This is a genomic window from Schaalia sp. Marseille-Q2122 (genome assembly GCF_903645355.1).
Lineage (GTDB): Bacteria > Actinomycetota > Actinomycetes > Actinomycetales > Actinomycetaceae > Pauljensenia.
Map to the genome: position 1 here is coordinate 256,692 of NZ_CAHJXR010000004.1, position 15,287 is coordinate 271,978.

Consider the following 15,287-nt stretch of genomic DNA (forward strand, 5'->3'; position numbering starts at 1 on the left):
GTCAGCCTCTCTTTGCTGCCAAAGCGCCGGCCCGGTAGCGGCCCAGCATCTCGTCGCGGAATGACTCGTAGGTGCCCTCTGCAATGGAGCGTCGGATACCATCCACCAAGCGCACGGTAAACCACTCATTGTGGATCGTCGCGAGAGTAGAGGCCAGAATCTCCTTTGCCTTGAAGAGGTGGCGGACATACGCCCGGGTGAAGTGAGTGCAAGTGTAACAGCCGCACCCTTCGACCAGCGGGGTGAAATCTGAGCGGAAGCGCGCATTCGTAATGTTGTAACGGCCATCGGGCGTGTAGATCGAACCATTGCGTGCGACGCGGGAAGGATTCACACAGTCGAAGGTATCGGCGCCTGCCTCGACAGCACGGAAGAAATCATCGGGCTCGGAAATCCCCAGCAGGTGACGAGGCAGATCCTCCGGCAGTTCTTCGCATACCCACGAGACGATCGTCCCCAGGTTTTCCTTCTCCAACGCGCCGCCCACACCAAAGCCATCAAAACGCTGCCCCTCGACCTCCATTTGAGCCAAAGTGCGTGCAGCGCGCCTACGCAGATCCTCATACTGCGCGCCCTGCACCACACCCCACAGTTGCTGGTAGGGACGGTGGGATCGCTCCTCGGTGAGTCGCTTATGTTCGCGGAGGCACCGCACCGCCCACGCCTCCGTGCGATCCAAGGACTCTTCCTGATAGGAGCGAGGATGCAGGAGAGAAGTCAGCTCATCGAAGGCAAACATAATGTCCGAACCCAGCTCATGCTGGATCCCCATCGACACCTCCGGGTTGAAACGGTGGGCAGTACCGTCAATGTGACTGTGGAAGATCACACCATCATCGTCAACGACAGCACGCGAAGCCTTCACTACCTGACGCAGGAGAGCCTCATTCGTGGTGTCGGCATTGCCTGAAAACTCCTCCGACAACACCTTCTTAAACCCAGCGCCCAAGCTCAGCACCTGGAAACCACCCGAATCCGTGTAGGTCGGCCCACGCCACCCCATAAAAGACCCGAGGCCTCCGGCCGCATCCACCAGGTCAGATCCGGGCTGCAGGTAGAGGTGGTAGGCATTGGCCAGCACCGCCTGAGCCCCAAGGCCAGCCACCATTTCAGGGACGAGGGCCTTGACATTCGCTTTAGTCCCCACAGGAATGAACGCAGGGGTAGCGATATCACCGTGGGCCGTGTGAATGACACCGGTACGGCCGAGGCCCGCGCCAGTGTCAAGACGTGTGCCGAGAGTGAAGCCGCGGTCAGAGGTAACAGTGGGAGCCTCCAAGGCTGGGAAGAAGGATGAGCCTGTCGGCTGAGTGCCTTCCGTTGCGGCGAGGGGGGCTTCAATCCAGTGGGCGTTCATGCGAGCGACTCCTGAGAAGAGGGCGCCTCAGAAGAGAGCGCAGCGGAGGCGGAGAGACCTTCAAAGCGGCGAACCCAGGCGATCACCCGGTAGGTCAAGGGCAGGAGAATAATCTCCACACCCACTTTGTAGAGGTATCCCACGATGAGGTAGTTGAGGAAGTCAGAACCGGGGATGACACCCAGGAATGCGACAGTACAGAAGATCACGGTGTCGGCGGCCTCGCCAACCACCGTTGACCCCACGAGGCGCGCCCACAAGTGCTTCTCGCCCCACCGCTGACGGATCCTCACCAGCACCAGAGCATTCAAAAACTGTCCCGCCAGATAGCCAATCACCGAGGCAGCAACAATGCGCGGAACAAAGCCGAGCACAGCCTCGAAAGCAGCCTGATTCTCATACCCCGGCCCGACCGGAGCGAGCTGCACAAGGAAGAACGCTAAAGAGGCGAGCAAGGATGCGGCAAACCCCAGGAAAATCGCGCGGCGAGCCCGCGAGAAACCATAGATCTCCGCCAGGACATCCCCCAGAATGTAGGTGAAGGGGAAAAGGATTGCGCCGCCATCAAAGACAAAGTGGGCGGGGCCGACATCAATGCCAATCACCTTCGTTGCTGCCACATTGGAAATCAGCAGGAAAGAGACGAACATGACCACAACAACGTCATAGGCGCGGGGAAGCGCAGGCGTTGTGCGGGTCGAAGCGGCAGGCGATGATGTCTGTGTAGGCATGGGCTCTCCAGTGTCGATAGTATTCCACCCCATTGTGCCTAATGACCGGCGGTCCTCTCATCTTGGTGGGGGTGGGAAGGCACACAGCGCGGGCGTATGAGGGCTTGCAACGGCAGAAGAAGTGCAGTGCCACGATAGAATTCCACCCGTGATTAACGTCCAGAATTTCTCCCTGCGAATCGGCGCGCGTGAACTCGTCAAAGATGTCACCTTCCGCGTCGACAAAGGTATGCGTATCGGTCTTGTCGGGCGAAACGGAGCCGGAAAGACCACCACTATGCGCCTCCTCGCAGGCGAGGACGATCGCGGTATCGCCGAACACGACGGCATGATCAGCCGCACAGGCACCGTCGGTTACCTACCTCAAGACACCCAAGCTGGCGACCCCGAACAAAAAGCACGCGAACGCATCATCTCCGTGCGCGGCATTGACACTATCATTGCCCGCATCCGCAAAGCCGAACAAGAAATGTCCACCCTTGAGGGCCCGCGTCAGGTCAAGGCCATGGAACGCTACGTGCGCCTCGACCAAGAATTCACCAACGCTGGCGGGTGGGCAGCCAACGCGGAAGCCTCGCAAATCGCCCACGCCCTCGGCCTTGAAGACCGCGTCCTCGACCAACCCCTTGCCACCCTCTCCGGCGGTCAACGCCGCCGTGTGGAACTGGCGCGCGTCCTCTTCTCCGGTGCCGATGTGCTCCTCCTGGACGAACCCACCAACCACCTCGATCACGACTCCATTGTCTGGCTGCGCGACTGGCTCAAAACCTTCCCCGGTGGGGCCATCATTATCAGCCACGACGTCAAGCTTTTAGGCGACACCGTCAACCAGGTGTTCTTCCTTGACGCCACCCGCGCCGTCATGGACATCTACCACCTGGGATGGACCGCCTACCTTCAGCAACGCGCCGAGGACGAACGCCGCCGCCGCCGCGAACGCGCCAATGCCCTCAAAAAAGCCGAGCAGCTACGTGCCCAAGGCGAAAAGATGCGCGCCAAGGCGACCAAAGCCGTCGCCGCCCAACAGATGCTTCGCCGCGCCCAAGAACTCCTCGAATCGGTGGGCGATGAGCGTCAGGAAGAAAAGGTCGCGCGCCTGCGTTTCCCTGAGCCCGCACCCTGTGGACGCGTGCCCCTCAGCGCCGAGGACCTGTCCAAGTCCTATGGCTCCTTGGAAGTCTTCGCCGGAGCTGACCTATCCATTGATCGCGGAGCGAAGGTCGTGGTACTTGGCTACAACGGCGCCGGTAAGACCACCCTGCTGCGCATCCTGGCAGGCATTGAAACCCCAGACACCGGCCAGGTTGTTCCCGGGCACGGGCTCAAACTGGGCTACTACGCTCAGGAGCACGAAACCCTCGACGGCGAGGCGACAGTCTACGAAAATATGGCCCGTTCCGCCCCCGGGCTGGATAACACGCAGATCCGCAATGTCCTGGGGCAGTTCCTCTTCTCCGGTGATGACGTAGAAAAGCCCGCCTCAGTCCTCTCAGGCGGGGAAAAGACGCGTCTGGCGTTGGCAACACTGGTGGTGTCGGCGGCAAATGTGCTACTCCTGGACGAACCGACGAATAACCTTGACCCGGCCTCGCGCGAGGAAATCCTCTCGGCCCTTCGCACCTATGAAGGCGCGGTCGTTCTCGTCACGCACGACCCGGGTGCTGTCGAGGCCCTCAATCCTGATCGCGTCCTTCTGCTGCCTGACGCCGATGAGGACCTCTGGGATGAGTCCTACTTGGATCTGGTGACACTGACATAAATGGCCTCTTAGCTGGAGCAGTCAAGCGTTCGGCCTTATCAGGCCGGCTCGCGGGGGCCAGCGCAAGCGGGAAGGTGGCAGACTGGCGGATTCGGCGGCCAGTTTTAGTTGCCGTAAAAGCTGCGGATAATGGCGCTCACTTGATCGGATTCGATAAGGAAACCGTCATGCCCGCAAGGAGAAGAAATCTCCGCGTAACGGGCGTGAGCGATGGCTTGCGCGCAGGCACGCACCTCGGTGGGGTAGAAGAGGCGATCGGAGTCCACCCCAATCACCAGCGTTTCAGCTTGAATGTTGCCAAGAGCGCGTTCTACGCCACCGCGGTCACGGCCCACGTTGTGGGTGATCATCGTGCGGCACAGGGTCACGTAGGAGCCCGCGTCGAAGCGACGTACGAGCTTCTCTCCGTGATAGTCCAGGTAGGAGGCGATAGCTAGGCGCCCACCTGTGAGGGGGTTTTCGCCGTGCTGAGCGTCATTTCCAAAGCGCTCCGCTAATTCTTCGGGGGCGCGGTAGGTGGTGTGGGCAATCTGGCGGGCGAGGGCAAGGCCGCGCGTGGGAGCCTCGCCGCTGGCGTAGTAGTCGCCGCCCTGCCAGTTGGTGTCAAGGGTGATGGCCTGAATCTGCGTGTGTGCCCAGGCGGCCTGCTCGGCACTGGCCTGCGCGCTGGATGCGACGATAATGAGCCGTTCCAGGCGTGCGGGGTAGGTGACTGCCCACTCGTAGGCGCGCTGGCCTCCCAGCGAGGCGCCCACAACCGTGTGCCAACGTTCAACGCCGAGGGCGTCGGCGAGCAGCGCCTCAGCATGAACCTGATCGCGGGTGGTGATGAGGGGGAAACGCGATCCCCATTCGCGCCCATCAAGGCCGATCGAGGAGGGGCCGGTGGATCCCTGGCAGCCGCCGAGGACGTTCACGCCGACGACGAAGTGGCGGCTGGTGTCAATGGCTCGGCCAGGGCCCACAATGTCGTTCCACCATCCGGCGGTGGGCTGGCCGGGCGTGGCCTCGCCGCAGACATGGGCGTCGCCGGTGAGAGCGTGGAGGATGAGGATAGCGTTGCTGCGGTCCTCGTTGAGGGTGCCCCAGGTTTCGTAGGCGAGGCGCAGGTGGGGCAGGTAGTCGCCACTTTCGAGGGTGAGGCCACCGAGGTCGGCGAAGTGCCGCTCTCCGGTGGGGTCGCCGTCACGCCATCCGCCCTGGCGTGGGGCGCGTGGGACGAGGGCGAGCGGTGGGACGAGGGCGGGTGCGCCGGTCGTTTCGTTGGGGGAGAAGGGAGTATTGGAAGGGAGCAAAGGGCGGGCGGCAGCGGACATGGCCTTACCATTTCTGTTTTCTACGAGGGGTCCGGGCGTATCCTGCATCGTTGCAGGGAGCACACAGGGGCCGTCACGCTATTGCTGCTGAGGAAGGGGCAGTGCAAGAAGCCTGGGGCTAGGGCTGCGTGCTCAGCAGGACATTCGACGGGTCAATCGTGAAAACATGTGTTGAGTGTAAGCCGGGATCCGCATATGACTATGGTCCCTCTCACATGGGGAGACGCTGTGTGAATCCTGAAGTATCGTCTTTGCCTACTGACTCTCGACCGCGTCTTGCGAAGGGGGCGCACGTAAACAGTGGCCTGTGGGCCAAGCGTTGAGACACTCAGCCCACAGACCACTGCGAAAGACAAGGACTCTCAGAGCACTTTAGAGAAGAACTCCTTGGTGCGCTCCTCCTGCGGGTGATCAATCACCTGCTCGGGGGAGCCCTGCTCAACAATCACGCCACCATCCATGAAGACGACGGTATCGGCAACCTCTCGGGCGAAGCCGACCTCGTGAGTGACGACAACCATCGTCATCCCCGACTCTGCCAGGTCCTTCATGACCGCCAAAACCTCGCCCACCAGTTCAGGATCAAGGGCAGAGGTCGGCTCATCAAAGAGCATCAGCTCGGGTTCCATCGCCAGCGAACGTGCAATGGCCACGCGCTGCTGCTGACCACCTGAGAGTTCCGAAGGGTAATGATCAGCGCGGTCAGCCAAGCCCACCAACGCAAGCAGCTCCTCCGCGCGGGTCTTCGCCTGCGCCTTAGGGACCTTGGCGACGTGGATCGGGGCTTCCATAACGTTTTCTAGAGCCGTCATATGAGGAAAGAGGTTGAAACGCTGGAATACCATACCGATCTTCGAGCGCTGCTGTGCGATGGCCTTATCCGGCAGATCATGCACAATGACCTGCCCGTTCTTTTCTTCCTCGCGGTAGCCCAGCAGAGTGCCGTCAACGTAGACGCGACCAGCGCTAATCGTTTCCAACTGGTTGAGGCAGCGCAACAGGGTGGACTTTCCTGAACCTGAGGGGCCAAGTACCACGCACACCTCACCGGGCTGCACATCCAAATCCACGCCTCGAAGAACATGGAGGTCGTCGAAGAACTTGTGGACGCCTCGAAGGGAGACCTTCGCCTGAGTGCTCATGGGGTTACCTCGATGAAAGGATCGTCGTTGGTCGTGTGGGAACGGTTAATCGCCGCTTGTCGATCATGCGTGGGGGTGGGTGAATCGCGACGATCAAAACCCTTCCCGAAGTGACGCTCAATACGGCTTTGCACCATCATCAGCAGGGTCGTGATGAGCAGATACCACAGGGCCGCCGCGATCAACAGAGGAATTGGCAAGAAGAGCGCCTGCCCCTTCGTGCGAGCCACGAAGGTCAGTTCATAGGTGTAGGGGATAGCGCTGACCAACGAGGTCGTCTTGAGCATCGAAATCGTTTCATTACCGATGGGCGGCACGATGACGCGCATGGCCTGGGGCAAAATGATCCGGCGGAAGATCATAGAGCGCGGCATGCCCAGGGCTGTTGCTGCCTCCCACTGTCCCTTGTCAACAGAGAGTAAGCCGGCGCGGATAATCTCGGCAAGGTAGGCGCCTTCGTTGAGGCCAAGGCCGATGAAGGCCATCCAAAGTGGCGTGAAATAGTCGATGGTCGAGAACTCCACGAAGGGTTCCATGAAGGGGATCCCGATGCCAATGGTGGGGTAGAGGCTGGGAAGCAGGGACCAGAAGATGAGCTGCGTATAAATGGGGGTGCCGCGGAAGAACCAGATGTAGAAGGTGGCGACCCCACGCAAAATCGGATTCACTGACTGGCGCATGACCGCCATGGTGATGGCCAGGACAGTGCCCAGGGCCATTGCGAGGACGGTCAGGAGAAGAGTGAAGAGAACGCCGCTGACGATCGTCTGCGAGAAGACCCACTGAGCAACGACATCCCATTGGTAGTTCGGGTTTGTCGCTAGAGAGTGGAGGGCGATAACAGCGATGAGGCCGATAAAAGCGGCAGAGACCCAGCGGCCGGGCCGCGGGACAGGTTTTGCCTCGAGGAATTCAATTCCGTCTTTGACATGGGGCATAGGAGGAGTCTTTCCGCGCGATACAACGTCGTGGGATGCTCGGATGGAGCATCCCACGACGTGTGGAGGTGTCACTTACCGGGGTTGAGTTCTGCAGTGGTCAGAGCCGCATCCTCAGCGCCGTATGCGCCCAGAATCTTGGCGAACTGGCCGTTATCCATGAGGTACTGAACGGCGGCCTGGACAGCCTTGGCCAATTCCACATTGTCCTTGGCAACGGCAATTCCCTGCGGTTCAGATTCGATGACCTCGCCGACCTGTTCGAGCTTACCCTCTGCGAGTTCGACAGTGAAGCCAATGACCGTGGAATCTGCCAGTGTGGCATCGTATTGACCGCCGATCACCTTCGTTGCGATGGAGGTCTGGACATCTTCGGGCTTGATTTCAATGGGGCTCTTACCGTCAGCAACGCACTTGTCGGACAGCTCTTGAGCGTAGTCCTGCTGGTAGGTGCCGTTCTGGACGCCGATAGTGGCGCCGCAGGGGTCGGTCGGGTCAAAGCCCTTGGGGTTGCCTGCTGCCACGGCGTAGGCCGAACCAACCTCAACGTAGGAGATCATATTGACCTGTTCGAGGCGCTCAGGGGTGATGGTGAAGGAAGATGCCGCCACATCGAACTTCGTGCCCAGCGCGGGAAGAATGGTGGGGAACTCTGCGTGGCTGGTCTGGCCCTCCTTGAGGCCCATGACCTTAGCAATGGCCTTGACGAGGTCAACGTCGTACCCGACGGGGGTTTGGCCATCATCGCCGCGGAACTCGCCGGGGGCGTAGTCGGTGGAGGCGCCGTTGGTAAGAATGCCCTTTTCCTTAATGTCTGCGGGGACGAGGGCGGCAACCTCGGGAACCTCTGAGAGCGTCGAGACATCGAAGGGGGTGATGCCTGCAACGCCAGCGCCTGCGCCTGAGTCGGCTGCGCTTTGGGAGGCACCGGTGGTGGGGTCTGCGCAACCTGCCAGGGCGAGGGTTGCAACAGCGGTAAATCCAATGAGTGCGGTCAGCTTCTTCATGGGAGTGCCTTTCTCTGTGGAGCGACTGATACAAGTATGCGCATATGCGCATAATATTCGTATGGGTGTCTCGCAATGAGAGATGCACTGAAAGACGCGCGGGAGCTGTCGACCAACGTGCACCCATCACACGTCACCCCAGCAGAGGGGAAAGAAAAAGTGGCCCTCCCACATTGGGAGGGCCACAGCAGTGAAGCGCCAAGGACTAACGCCCACGCAAAGCACGACGATTCATGCGAACACGATTCGGATCAACACCCTTTGGAATCGGAGCGCTCGACGCCGTCAAAGCATTCAAGCGCTGACTCACCGACGGAATCTCCTCGCGAGTCAAGACATTCTTCAGCTTACGCAGGCGAGACTGCAGATCCGCCAGACGCACCTGCCCCTCACCGCTACCCACCTCAATGAGATGAACAGGAACATTCTGCGCAACGCGCTGAATCTTCTTCCGTTCAGCATTCAGCAGCGGGCGCACGCGCGAGGACGGACCTTCCGAGATCAACACAACGCCGGGGCGGCCCACAATGCGCCAGACGATATCCTGCTCACGAGTAGCGTTCACAGGGCGCTCAAAAACAATCCAACCGCGCTTAATCTGGCTCAATACCGCATACACAGAACCAACGGTGCCCTCAATCTGCGTGTACATGGCGCGAGGAGCCAAGTAGGACAACAAGAGCATGGCAATGAGAATGCCCGTCATCACGCCCATGAGAATCCACAGCACCCAACTACCTTGAGTGAGAGCTGCAAAGAGGATATTCAGAGCGAGTGAAACGATGATGACAGCAGCGAGTACCCACTTCAGCCAGGGGTAGGAACGTGCGGTGATCTTATAAGCGTCAACCACATTGTGGTACCAACGACGCTTCTTCATGGGGGAGGGAGTCTTATCAGCCATAGCTCTTCGATCTTAGCGTGTTCTCCTCGCCAGGGGTAGCGCGCTCAAGGCCGCAATCACGCAGGCGCCAGCCGAGACGAGGAAGGCAGCCTGAGGGCCCGTGTGTGAGGCTGCAAAACCACCAGCAATCGACCCAGCAGAGACCCCCACTGTAATCGCTGCAGGCATCGCCGTCATCGCTACTGCCAAACCGCCCGCAGGAGCAAGCTTTTCAGCATTAGTAAAGGAGGTCACCATCATCACTCCCACATTGAGCCCCGCCACGAAGAGAACGCCAGCAACAGGAAGGAGGGAATCGAAGTGCCCAGCTAGCCACATGGCACCCGCCGCAAAAAAAGCTGGAAGAGCAACGCGCATCGCCGGAGTGACGCGTTCAGAGATCACCACAACGAGGATCGCCATGATTGCCGATCCAATCCCCATCGCTCCATAGACCACTCCGGCTTGGCCAGGCACCCCCAACGCTGTCGCCTTTGCCGTCAGCCCTGCTTGCGTGGCGCCAAAGAGAGTGCCGATGGCCATCATGGCAATAATGGCTGGCGCAATTGCCCACAGGACCCGGGCAATACTGGGCCGACTATCAACGCCAGCCGCCTGGGGCTCGACCAAGGTGCGGGGCGCGTGGTAGGCGAAGAGGCCCCCGGCGACGGTGACCAGGCCCGCCGCCAGAGCAAGCGGAGCAGCAGGGAAAACCACCGCGGTGAGGCCCACAAGGACCGGGCCAAAGACGAACATCAGTTCATCCACCATTGACTCATAAGAAAAAGCCGTGGCAAGCAGTCGCGGAGTCAAGGAATGAGAAACCCACCGGGCGCGCGTCAACGACCCAATCGGCAAAGACGTCACGCCAACAAAAAGACAGGCAGCCCACAGGCGCCAATCCGACCAGCCCATCAACGCCGCCGTCAGCAGCGAGGCTAATGCGAGGGCGGACAGAGGCGTCACGATAAGCAGCATGCGGCGCTGTCCGGAATAGTCCGACCAGCGCCCAATGAAGGGTGAAGCAATAGCAGTGGACAGGGAGACGACACCGGTGGCGAGACCGCCAAGAGCAACTGAACCGGTGGAGGCCGTAATGGCGCTCATTGTGCCGAGAGGAACCATCGCGTAGGAGGCGCGGGCAGCAGCGGCAACAAGCAGGCGACGCCAGCTGACGATGGTGGGAAGAGAACGATAGTGCGCGAGGGCGCGGAAAGGAGAGCTTTGCACAGGAGTGCTCCAGAAATCGACTGCCCACAAGGGTCCCACCAAGGGGAGCATGTGGGCCTGCCTCGTCAAACGAGGGGATGGCGCTATCCTATCGCTTCTCGCGCGCAACGCCGGAGGGAAAGTTATCCACAGATTCATGCCAGCGTTTGGAGAAGGCCTGAAAAATCACCATTCTGGAGTTATGGACGTTGATGGCTACGAAATTGGTGAGATTGCCTACCTCCGCAGCGATGGACCCCTGTGGGCGGCACGTGACTCGCAGGGACGCGAGGTGTTGATTTCCTTCCACTCCTCCCTTGAGGGCGAGGAAAGAAGTGACCGCTGGCGTCAGTGGGCCACCGTTGACAGCCCCCACGTTGCGGCGCTACGCGATGTCGTCCGCCACGAGGACGGCCGCTGGGCCCTCGTTCAAGAACGCGTTGACGGCGAATCCTTGGCGATCCTCCTCGCTGACGGAGGAGTGCGTGAGAAGGCCGCCCGGCACCGCATCTATCAGGGGATATGCGAGGGCATCGCCGCCTTGCATCGCGCCGGAATCATCCACGGAGATCTCAGCCCCAACAACATCATCGTCGCTCCCGGGCACAGGGCGGTCATCATTGACCTGAGCGACGACCCTGATGCACTGGCCGGAACGGAGGGATGGAGCTCGCGAGAAAACCCCAGTATGGAGGCCGACATTGACGCCGTGGAGAGGATACGCGACGCTCTGCTTGCCGCAGAAGGATCGGGAGAAGTCACTGACCCGGCAACGCGTTTACGCCTGCATGCCACGCTCCCCGCTACAGAACTTCGAGCACCTCAGCAGCGCTTCCGTGTCGCGTCGCGTGCGAGCAATTCTCGGATCCGTAGCAGCCGTGCCCGCAACAGCCGTCGCTCCAGCTCCGCGCGCCGCCCTCGACCCCGCGCTCTAGTCGGAGTCGGCATTATGGTGGCACTGCTCTTTGGCGGAGCGAGCTACGCTTTTGCAACCGCCCACACTCAGCAGGCAGAGTCCACCTCATCTGGGACTGCTGAGTTTAGTACTGCTCCTCAGAGCGCTCCTTCGTACAAGCAGAGCGTTTCAGTCAGCGGGCCAAGCGACAAGGAACAAGCCGGTGTAGGTGCCTCTGACCGAGGACAAAGCTCCCAAGGAACGCGGGCGTCGGAGGCGGCACCCGCCTGTGAGGGCGAGGAAATCTCTCGACGAGTGAGAGACATCCTGCAGGCGCGAGACGAGGCCTTCAACAGCGCTCGCGCTGATGAACTCCCTCAAGCCCTTGGCGGAGCTTTATTGGAGGCAGACCGCGCACTCATTGAACAGATACGTGACAGGGGTATTAATATCCGCGAGTTCGACACTGAGCTGACGGCACTATCTGTCCTTTCCTGCGGACTGGGGAGCGCACACGTGGAGGTCACCCTGCTACACAAAGCCCACGAACGCTGCCAAGCAGGGGAGTGCGTACAAGCCCCGGAAGGAGAAGCCCAGGTATTCATCCTGGAACTTGAAGGAAATCCGTGGAAAGCCGTGCATGCACGGTGAAAAGGACGAGGCAGGCGTGGAGCTGGCCTCGGAGGACCAGGGTGAAAAGCGCCCCTGAAAGGAAAGATCTGGGAGGGGGCAGCGGCGGGAAAGCGCTGCTGGAGGCCAGGGGAGGAACACAGTGAGGGGTCATGCGCAAATACGCATGACCCCTCACTCAGCGGGTGCAGTATCTACTGCCTTCCCTACAACGTTCAGGCCAGGTCAGCCTCAAAAGCTGCTTCCTCCAGGCGCTTCTTGACGGCCATGAGGTAACGGGCAGCGTCTGCGCCATCGACCAGGCGGTGATCGTAGGACAGCGACAGGTAGACCATGGAGCGAATCGCAATAGCGTCGTTCCCCTCGGCGTCCTTGACCACCACGGGACGCTTGACAATGGTGCCCACACCCATGATCGCGGTCTCAGGCATGTTGAGAACGGGGGTGTCGAAGAGAGCGCCACCGGAGCCGGTGTTGGTGATGGTGAAGGTCGAACCGGTCAGTTCCTCCGGGCCCACCTTGCCGTCGCGGGTGCGTGCTGCCAGATCGTTAATGGAACGGGCAATGTCAGCCATGGACTTTTCGCCAGCGTCCTTAATGACGGGAACGAACAGGCCCTTGGGCGTGTCAACAGCAATACCAATGTGCTCGTGGCCGTGGTAGGTGACCTCGGTGTCATTGATCGATGCGTTGATCTTCGGGTGGTAGGCAAGAGCCTCAGTCGCAGCCTTGACGAAGAAGGGCAGGAAGGTGAGCTTGGTGTTCTCGCGAGCCTGGAAGGCATCCTTATTGCGTGCACGCAGAGCAGCAATGCGGGTGACATCAACCTCGACAACGGTGGTGAGCTGAGCAGCAGTCTGCAGCGAATCCACCATGCGACGAGCGATGGTCTGACGCAGGCGAGACATCTTCTCAGTGGTGCCACGCAGAGGCGAGGGCTCCTGTGCGGGAGCTGCGGGAGCGGCAGGTGCGGGAGCCGGAGCCGCAGCAACGGGAGCAGGGGCAGCGGCAGCTGCCTTGCGAGCAGCAATCGCAGCCTCAACGTCTTCGCGGCGGATACGGCCACCGACACCGGTACCGGTTAGGGTAGCTAGGTCAATGTCAGCCTCGCGTGCAAGCTTGCGCACGATGGGGGTGACGTAGCCGTTGATGGCCGAGGCCGGGGCCGGAACCTCGTCGGCCTTCACGCCAGCGCTCTGCGCCACGGGGGCAAGAGATTCTGCGGTGGGGAAGGGATTGACGGGAGCGGCCGGTGCCGATGCTGCGGGTGCCGGAGCCGGTGCTGCGGGTGCCGGAGCCGGTGCGGGCTCAGCCACCGGAGCAGGAGCTGCTTGAGCTGCGGGAGCTCCTGCCTGGTCAGCGATGACGGCAAGAACGGTGCCAACGGCGACGGTCTCATCTTCCTGAACGCGAATCTCGACGAGGTAGCCCGACACGGGGGAGGGAACCTCGGAGTCGACCTTGTCGGTGGCGACCTCAAGGAGGGCCTCATCAGTCTCAACCTTGTCGCCCACGGACTTGAGCCACGTGGTAACAGTGCCTTCAGCGACGGACTCGCCCAGAGCTGGCATGGTCACCTCAGTGCCGGAGACAGGGCCAGCGGCGGGTGCCGGGGATGCCTCAGCAACGGGAGCGGGAGCTGCGGCAGCTTCCTCAACGGCGGGGGCTGCTTGAGCGGCAGGCGCGGGAGCGGCTGCCTCGGAGGCATCGCCAATCATGGCGATGGTGGTGCCCACCTCAACGGTTTCATCCTCGCCAACGAGGATCTCCAGCAGAACGCCAGCAGCGGGGGAGGGGACCTCAGAGTCAACCTTGTCGGTGGCGACTTCAACGAGGGGTTCATCCAGAGCGACGGTATCGCCCACGGACTTGAGCCAGGTGGTGACGGTTCCTTCGGCGACGGATTCGCCCAGGGCAGGCATGGTCACTGCGGTTGCCATTAGATTCTTCTCCTTGTTGACTTTTGGTCAGTTATGGGAGTGGAGAGGCTTACCCGCCAAGGCGAGGGCAGCTTCACCGATGGATTCATTTTGGGTGGGGTGAGCGTGAATCAGCGCAGCCACATCTTCAGGGTACGCCTCCCAGTTCACCAAGAGTTCGCCTTCACCAACCTGTTCGCCGATGCGAGCGCCAATGCCGTGGAAGCCCACGATCGGACCACCCTCAACGGAAACGAGCTTAATAAAGCCGGTAGTACCAAGGATATTGGACTTGCCGTTGCCTGCAAGGTTGTATTCGACAGAACGTACTGCATCGCCATACTGCTCACGAGCCTGCTTTTCAGTCAGGCCCACAGAAGCAATCTCAGGCTCGCAGAAGGTCACGCGGGGGATACCAGACTCCACAATGGGAGCAGGATTAAGGCCAGCGATTTCCTCGGCAACGAAAATACCTTGAAGGAATCCACGGTGAGCGAGCTGCAAGCCGGGCACAATGTCGCCAACGGCGTAAATATTGCCCACACCGGTGTGGAGACGATCGTTGGTCAACACAAAACCGCGATCCATGGAGATGCCAGCTTCTTCATAGCCCAAGCCAGCGGTGACAGGACCGCGGCCTACGGCCACAAGCAGCACGTCAGCGTCGAAGGTTTTGCCGTCCTCGGTCGTCACATGAACGCCGGACTCATCCTGCGTGGCGCCAGTGAAGCGAGTGTTGGTGTGGAAAGCGATGCCGCGCTTACGGAAGGTACGCTCCAGGTGCTTGGAGATCGCTTCGTCCTCGTTAGCCGCCAGGTGGGGCAGAGCCTCAAGGATGGTGACCTCAGCGCCGAAGGAACGCCACACGGAGGCGAATTCCAAGCCAATAACGCCACCACCCAGGACGATAGCCTTCTGGGGGACCCATTCCATCTGGAGGGCCTGATCGGAGCTGATAATACGGCCGCCAATTTCCAGGCCCGGGAGAGAACGAGAGTAAGAACCGGTGGCAAGGATGACATGACGGCCAGTGATACGACGACCGTCCACTTCGACGGTGTCTTGGGAAACCAAACGGCCCCAGCCCTGGATAATGTCAACATTGCGGGAGGCAAGCAGGCCCTGGAGGCCCTTGTAGAGCTTGGTGATCACCGAATCGCGGTAGGCACCAACCTTGGCCATGTCGATGCCATGGAAGGTAGAGGACACGCCAAATTGCTCAGACTCGCGGACAGCATCTGCCGTTTCAGCAGCGTGCAGATACGCCTTAGTGGGGATGCAGCCGCGGTGCAGGCAGGTGCCGCCAACTTTGTCACCATCGATCAAAGCTACTGTCATGCCCAGCTGGGAACCGCGAAGGGCGGCGGCATAGCCACCCGATCCGGCACCCAAAATGACGAGGTCGTACGTGGGTTCGCTCACGTAATCCACTCCTTAATTGTGAAAATAACGGGGATGTCCGTATGGGCCTATTGTCCCACTCTGGAGCGCTCTTTTCCTC

The 15,287-nt window shown here is 60.6% G+C and carries 12 protein-coding genes; 2 read left to right on the forward strand and 10 right to left on the reverse strand.

What is annotated here, in order from left to right:
* Position 1: 1 nt before the first annotated feature.
* Both tgt and HWX48_RS05490 read right to left on the reverse strand, forming a co-directional pair.
* Positions 2-1,357 (reverse strand): tRNA guanosine(34) transglycosylase Tgt, encoded by a 1,356-nt coding sequence (gene tgt, locus HWX48_RS05485; protein WP_175955390.1) that lies wholly within the window; start codon positions 1,355-1,357, stop codon positions 2-4.
* Positions 1,354-2,088 carry a queuosine precursor transporter gene (locus HWX48_RS05490; RefSeq protein ID WP_175955392.1) on the reverse strand — a complete coding sequence of 245 codons (735 nt, stop codon included), beginning with the start codon at positions 2,086-2,088 and terminating at the stop codon, positions 1,354-1,356. Before HWX48_RS05490 ends, tgt begins: the two co-directional genes overlap by 4 nt.
* Positions 2,089-2,236: 148 nt before the next feature.
* On the opposite strand from HWX48_RS05490, the gene HWX48_RS05495 reads away from it, so the two are divergent.
* On the forward strand, positions 2,237-3,847 hold the full coding sequence (locus HWX48_RS05495) for an ABC-F family ATP-binding cassette domain-containing protein (protein WP_175955394.1): 1,611 nt from the start codon (positions 2,237-2,239) through the stop codon (positions 3,845-3,847).
* Between the two features lie 104 nt (positions 3,848-3,951).
* Here HWX48_RS05495 and HWX48_RS05500 read toward each other — a convergent pair whose 3' ends face one another.
* From HWX48_RS05500 to HWX48_RS05525, 6 genes are all read right to left on the reverse strand, one after another.
* Positions 3,952-5,163, reverse strand: coding sequence for a homoserine O-acetyltransferase (locus HWX48_RS05500; protein ID WP_175955396.1), 1,212 nt, complete (start codon positions 5,161-5,163; stop codon positions 3,952-3,954).
* Positions 5,164-5,525: 362 nt separating this feature from the next.
* Positions 5,526-6,305 carry an amino acid ABC transporter ATP-binding protein gene (locus HWX48_RS05505; protein ID WP_175955398.1) on the reverse strand — a complete coding sequence of 260 codons (780 nt, stop codon included), beginning with the start codon at positions 6,303-6,305 and terminating at the stop codon, positions 5,526-5,528.
* A complete protein-coding gene (locus HWX48_RS05510; RefSeq protein WP_175955400.1) occupies positions 6,302-7,243 on the reverse strand; it encodes an amino acid ABC transporter permease in 942 nt (313 codons plus the stop codon). Before HWX48_RS05510 ends, HWX48_RS05505 begins: the two co-directional genes overlap by 4 nt.
* Before the next feature lie 71 nt (positions 7,244-7,314).
* The gene (locus HWX48_RS05515; protein WP_175955401.1) at positions 7,315-8,250 is read right to left on the reverse strand and encodes an ABC transporter substrate-binding protein; all 936 of its coding nucleotides are present in this window, start codon (positions 8,248-8,250) and stop codon (positions 7,315-7,317) included.
* Positions 8,251-8,455: 205 nt separating this feature from the next.
* Complete coding sequence (locus tag HWX48_RS05520) at positions 8,456-9,154, reverse strand: DUF4191 domain-containing protein (RefSeq protein WP_175955402.1); 699 nt, start codon at positions 9,152-9,154, stop codon at positions 8,456-8,458.
* A gap of 12 nt (positions 9,155-9,166) precedes the next feature.
* Positions 9,167-10,363: an MFS transporter gene (locus tag HWX48_RS05525; protein WP_175955403.1), complete on the reverse strand. Its 1,197-nt coding sequence runs from the start codon at positions 10,361-10,363 to the stop codon at positions 9,167-9,169.
* A 181-nt stretch (positions 10,364-10,544) separates the two neighbouring features.
* Between HWX48_RS05525 and HWX48_RS05530 the strand changes: the two genes are divergently transcribed.
* Complete coding sequence (locus HWX48_RS05530) at positions 10,545-11,888, forward strand: lipopolysaccharide kinase InaA family protein (protein ID WP_175955404.1); 1,344 nt, start codon at positions 10,545-10,547, stop codon at positions 11,886-11,888.
* 194 nt (positions 11,889-12,082) lie between these two features.
* Here HWX48_RS05530 and sucB read toward each other — a convergent pair whose 3' ends face one another.
* On the reverse strand, positions 12,083-13,807 hold the full coding sequence (gene sucB, locus HWX48_RS05535; protein ID WP_175955405.1) for a 2-oxoglutarate dehydrogenase, E2 component, dihydrolipoamide succinyltransferase: 1,725 nt from the start codon (positions 13,805-13,807) through the stop codon (positions 12,083-12,085).
* Between the two features lie 27 nt (positions 13,808-13,834).
* Positions 13,835-15,208: a dihydrolipoyl dehydrogenase gene (lpdA, locus tag HWX48_RS05540; RefSeq protein ID WP_175955406.1), complete on the reverse strand. Its 1,374-nt coding sequence runs from the start codon at positions 15,206-15,208 to the stop codon at positions 13,835-13,837.
* Positions 15,209-15,287: the final 79 nt, after the last annotated feature.

Bases quoted from the DNA above. Each gene is read 5' to 3' on its own strand.
- tgt (WP_175955390.1), bottom strand. From the start codon at position 1,357: ATGAACGCCCACTGGATTGAAGCCCCCCTCGCCGCAACGGAAGGCACT.
- HWX48_RS05490 (WP_175955392.1), bottom strand. From the start codon at position 2,088: ATGCCTACACAGACATCATCGCCTGCCGCTTCGACCCGCACAACGCCT.
- HWX48_RS05500 (WP_175955396.1), bottom strand. From the start codon at position 5,163: ATGTCCGCTGCCGCCCGCCCTTTGCTCCCTTCCAATACTCCCTTCTCC.
- HWX48_RS05505 (WP_175955398.1), bottom strand. From the start codon at position 6,305: ATGAGCACTCAGGCGAAGGTCTCCCTTCGAGGCGTCCACAAGTTCTTC.
- HWX48_RS05510 (WP_175955400.1), bottom strand. From the start codon at position 7,243: ATGCCCCATGTCAAAGACGGAATTGAATTCCTCGAGGCAAAACCTGTC.
- HWX48_RS05515 (WP_175955401.1), bottom strand. From the start codon at position 8,250: ATGAAGAAGCTGACCGCACTCATTGGATTTACCGCTGTTGCAACCCTC.
- HWX48_RS05520 (WP_175955402.1), bottom strand. From the start codon at position 9,154: ATGGCTGATAAGACTCCCTCCCCCATGAAGAAGCGTCGTTGGTACCAC.
- HWX48_RS05530 (WP_175955404.1), top strand. From the start codon at position 10,545: ATGGACGTTGATGGCTACGAAATTGGTGAGATTGCCTACCTCCGCAGC.
- sucB (WP_175955405.1), bottom strand. From the start codon at position 13,807: ATGGCAACCGCAGTGACCATGCCTGCCCTGGGCGAATCCGTCGCCGAA.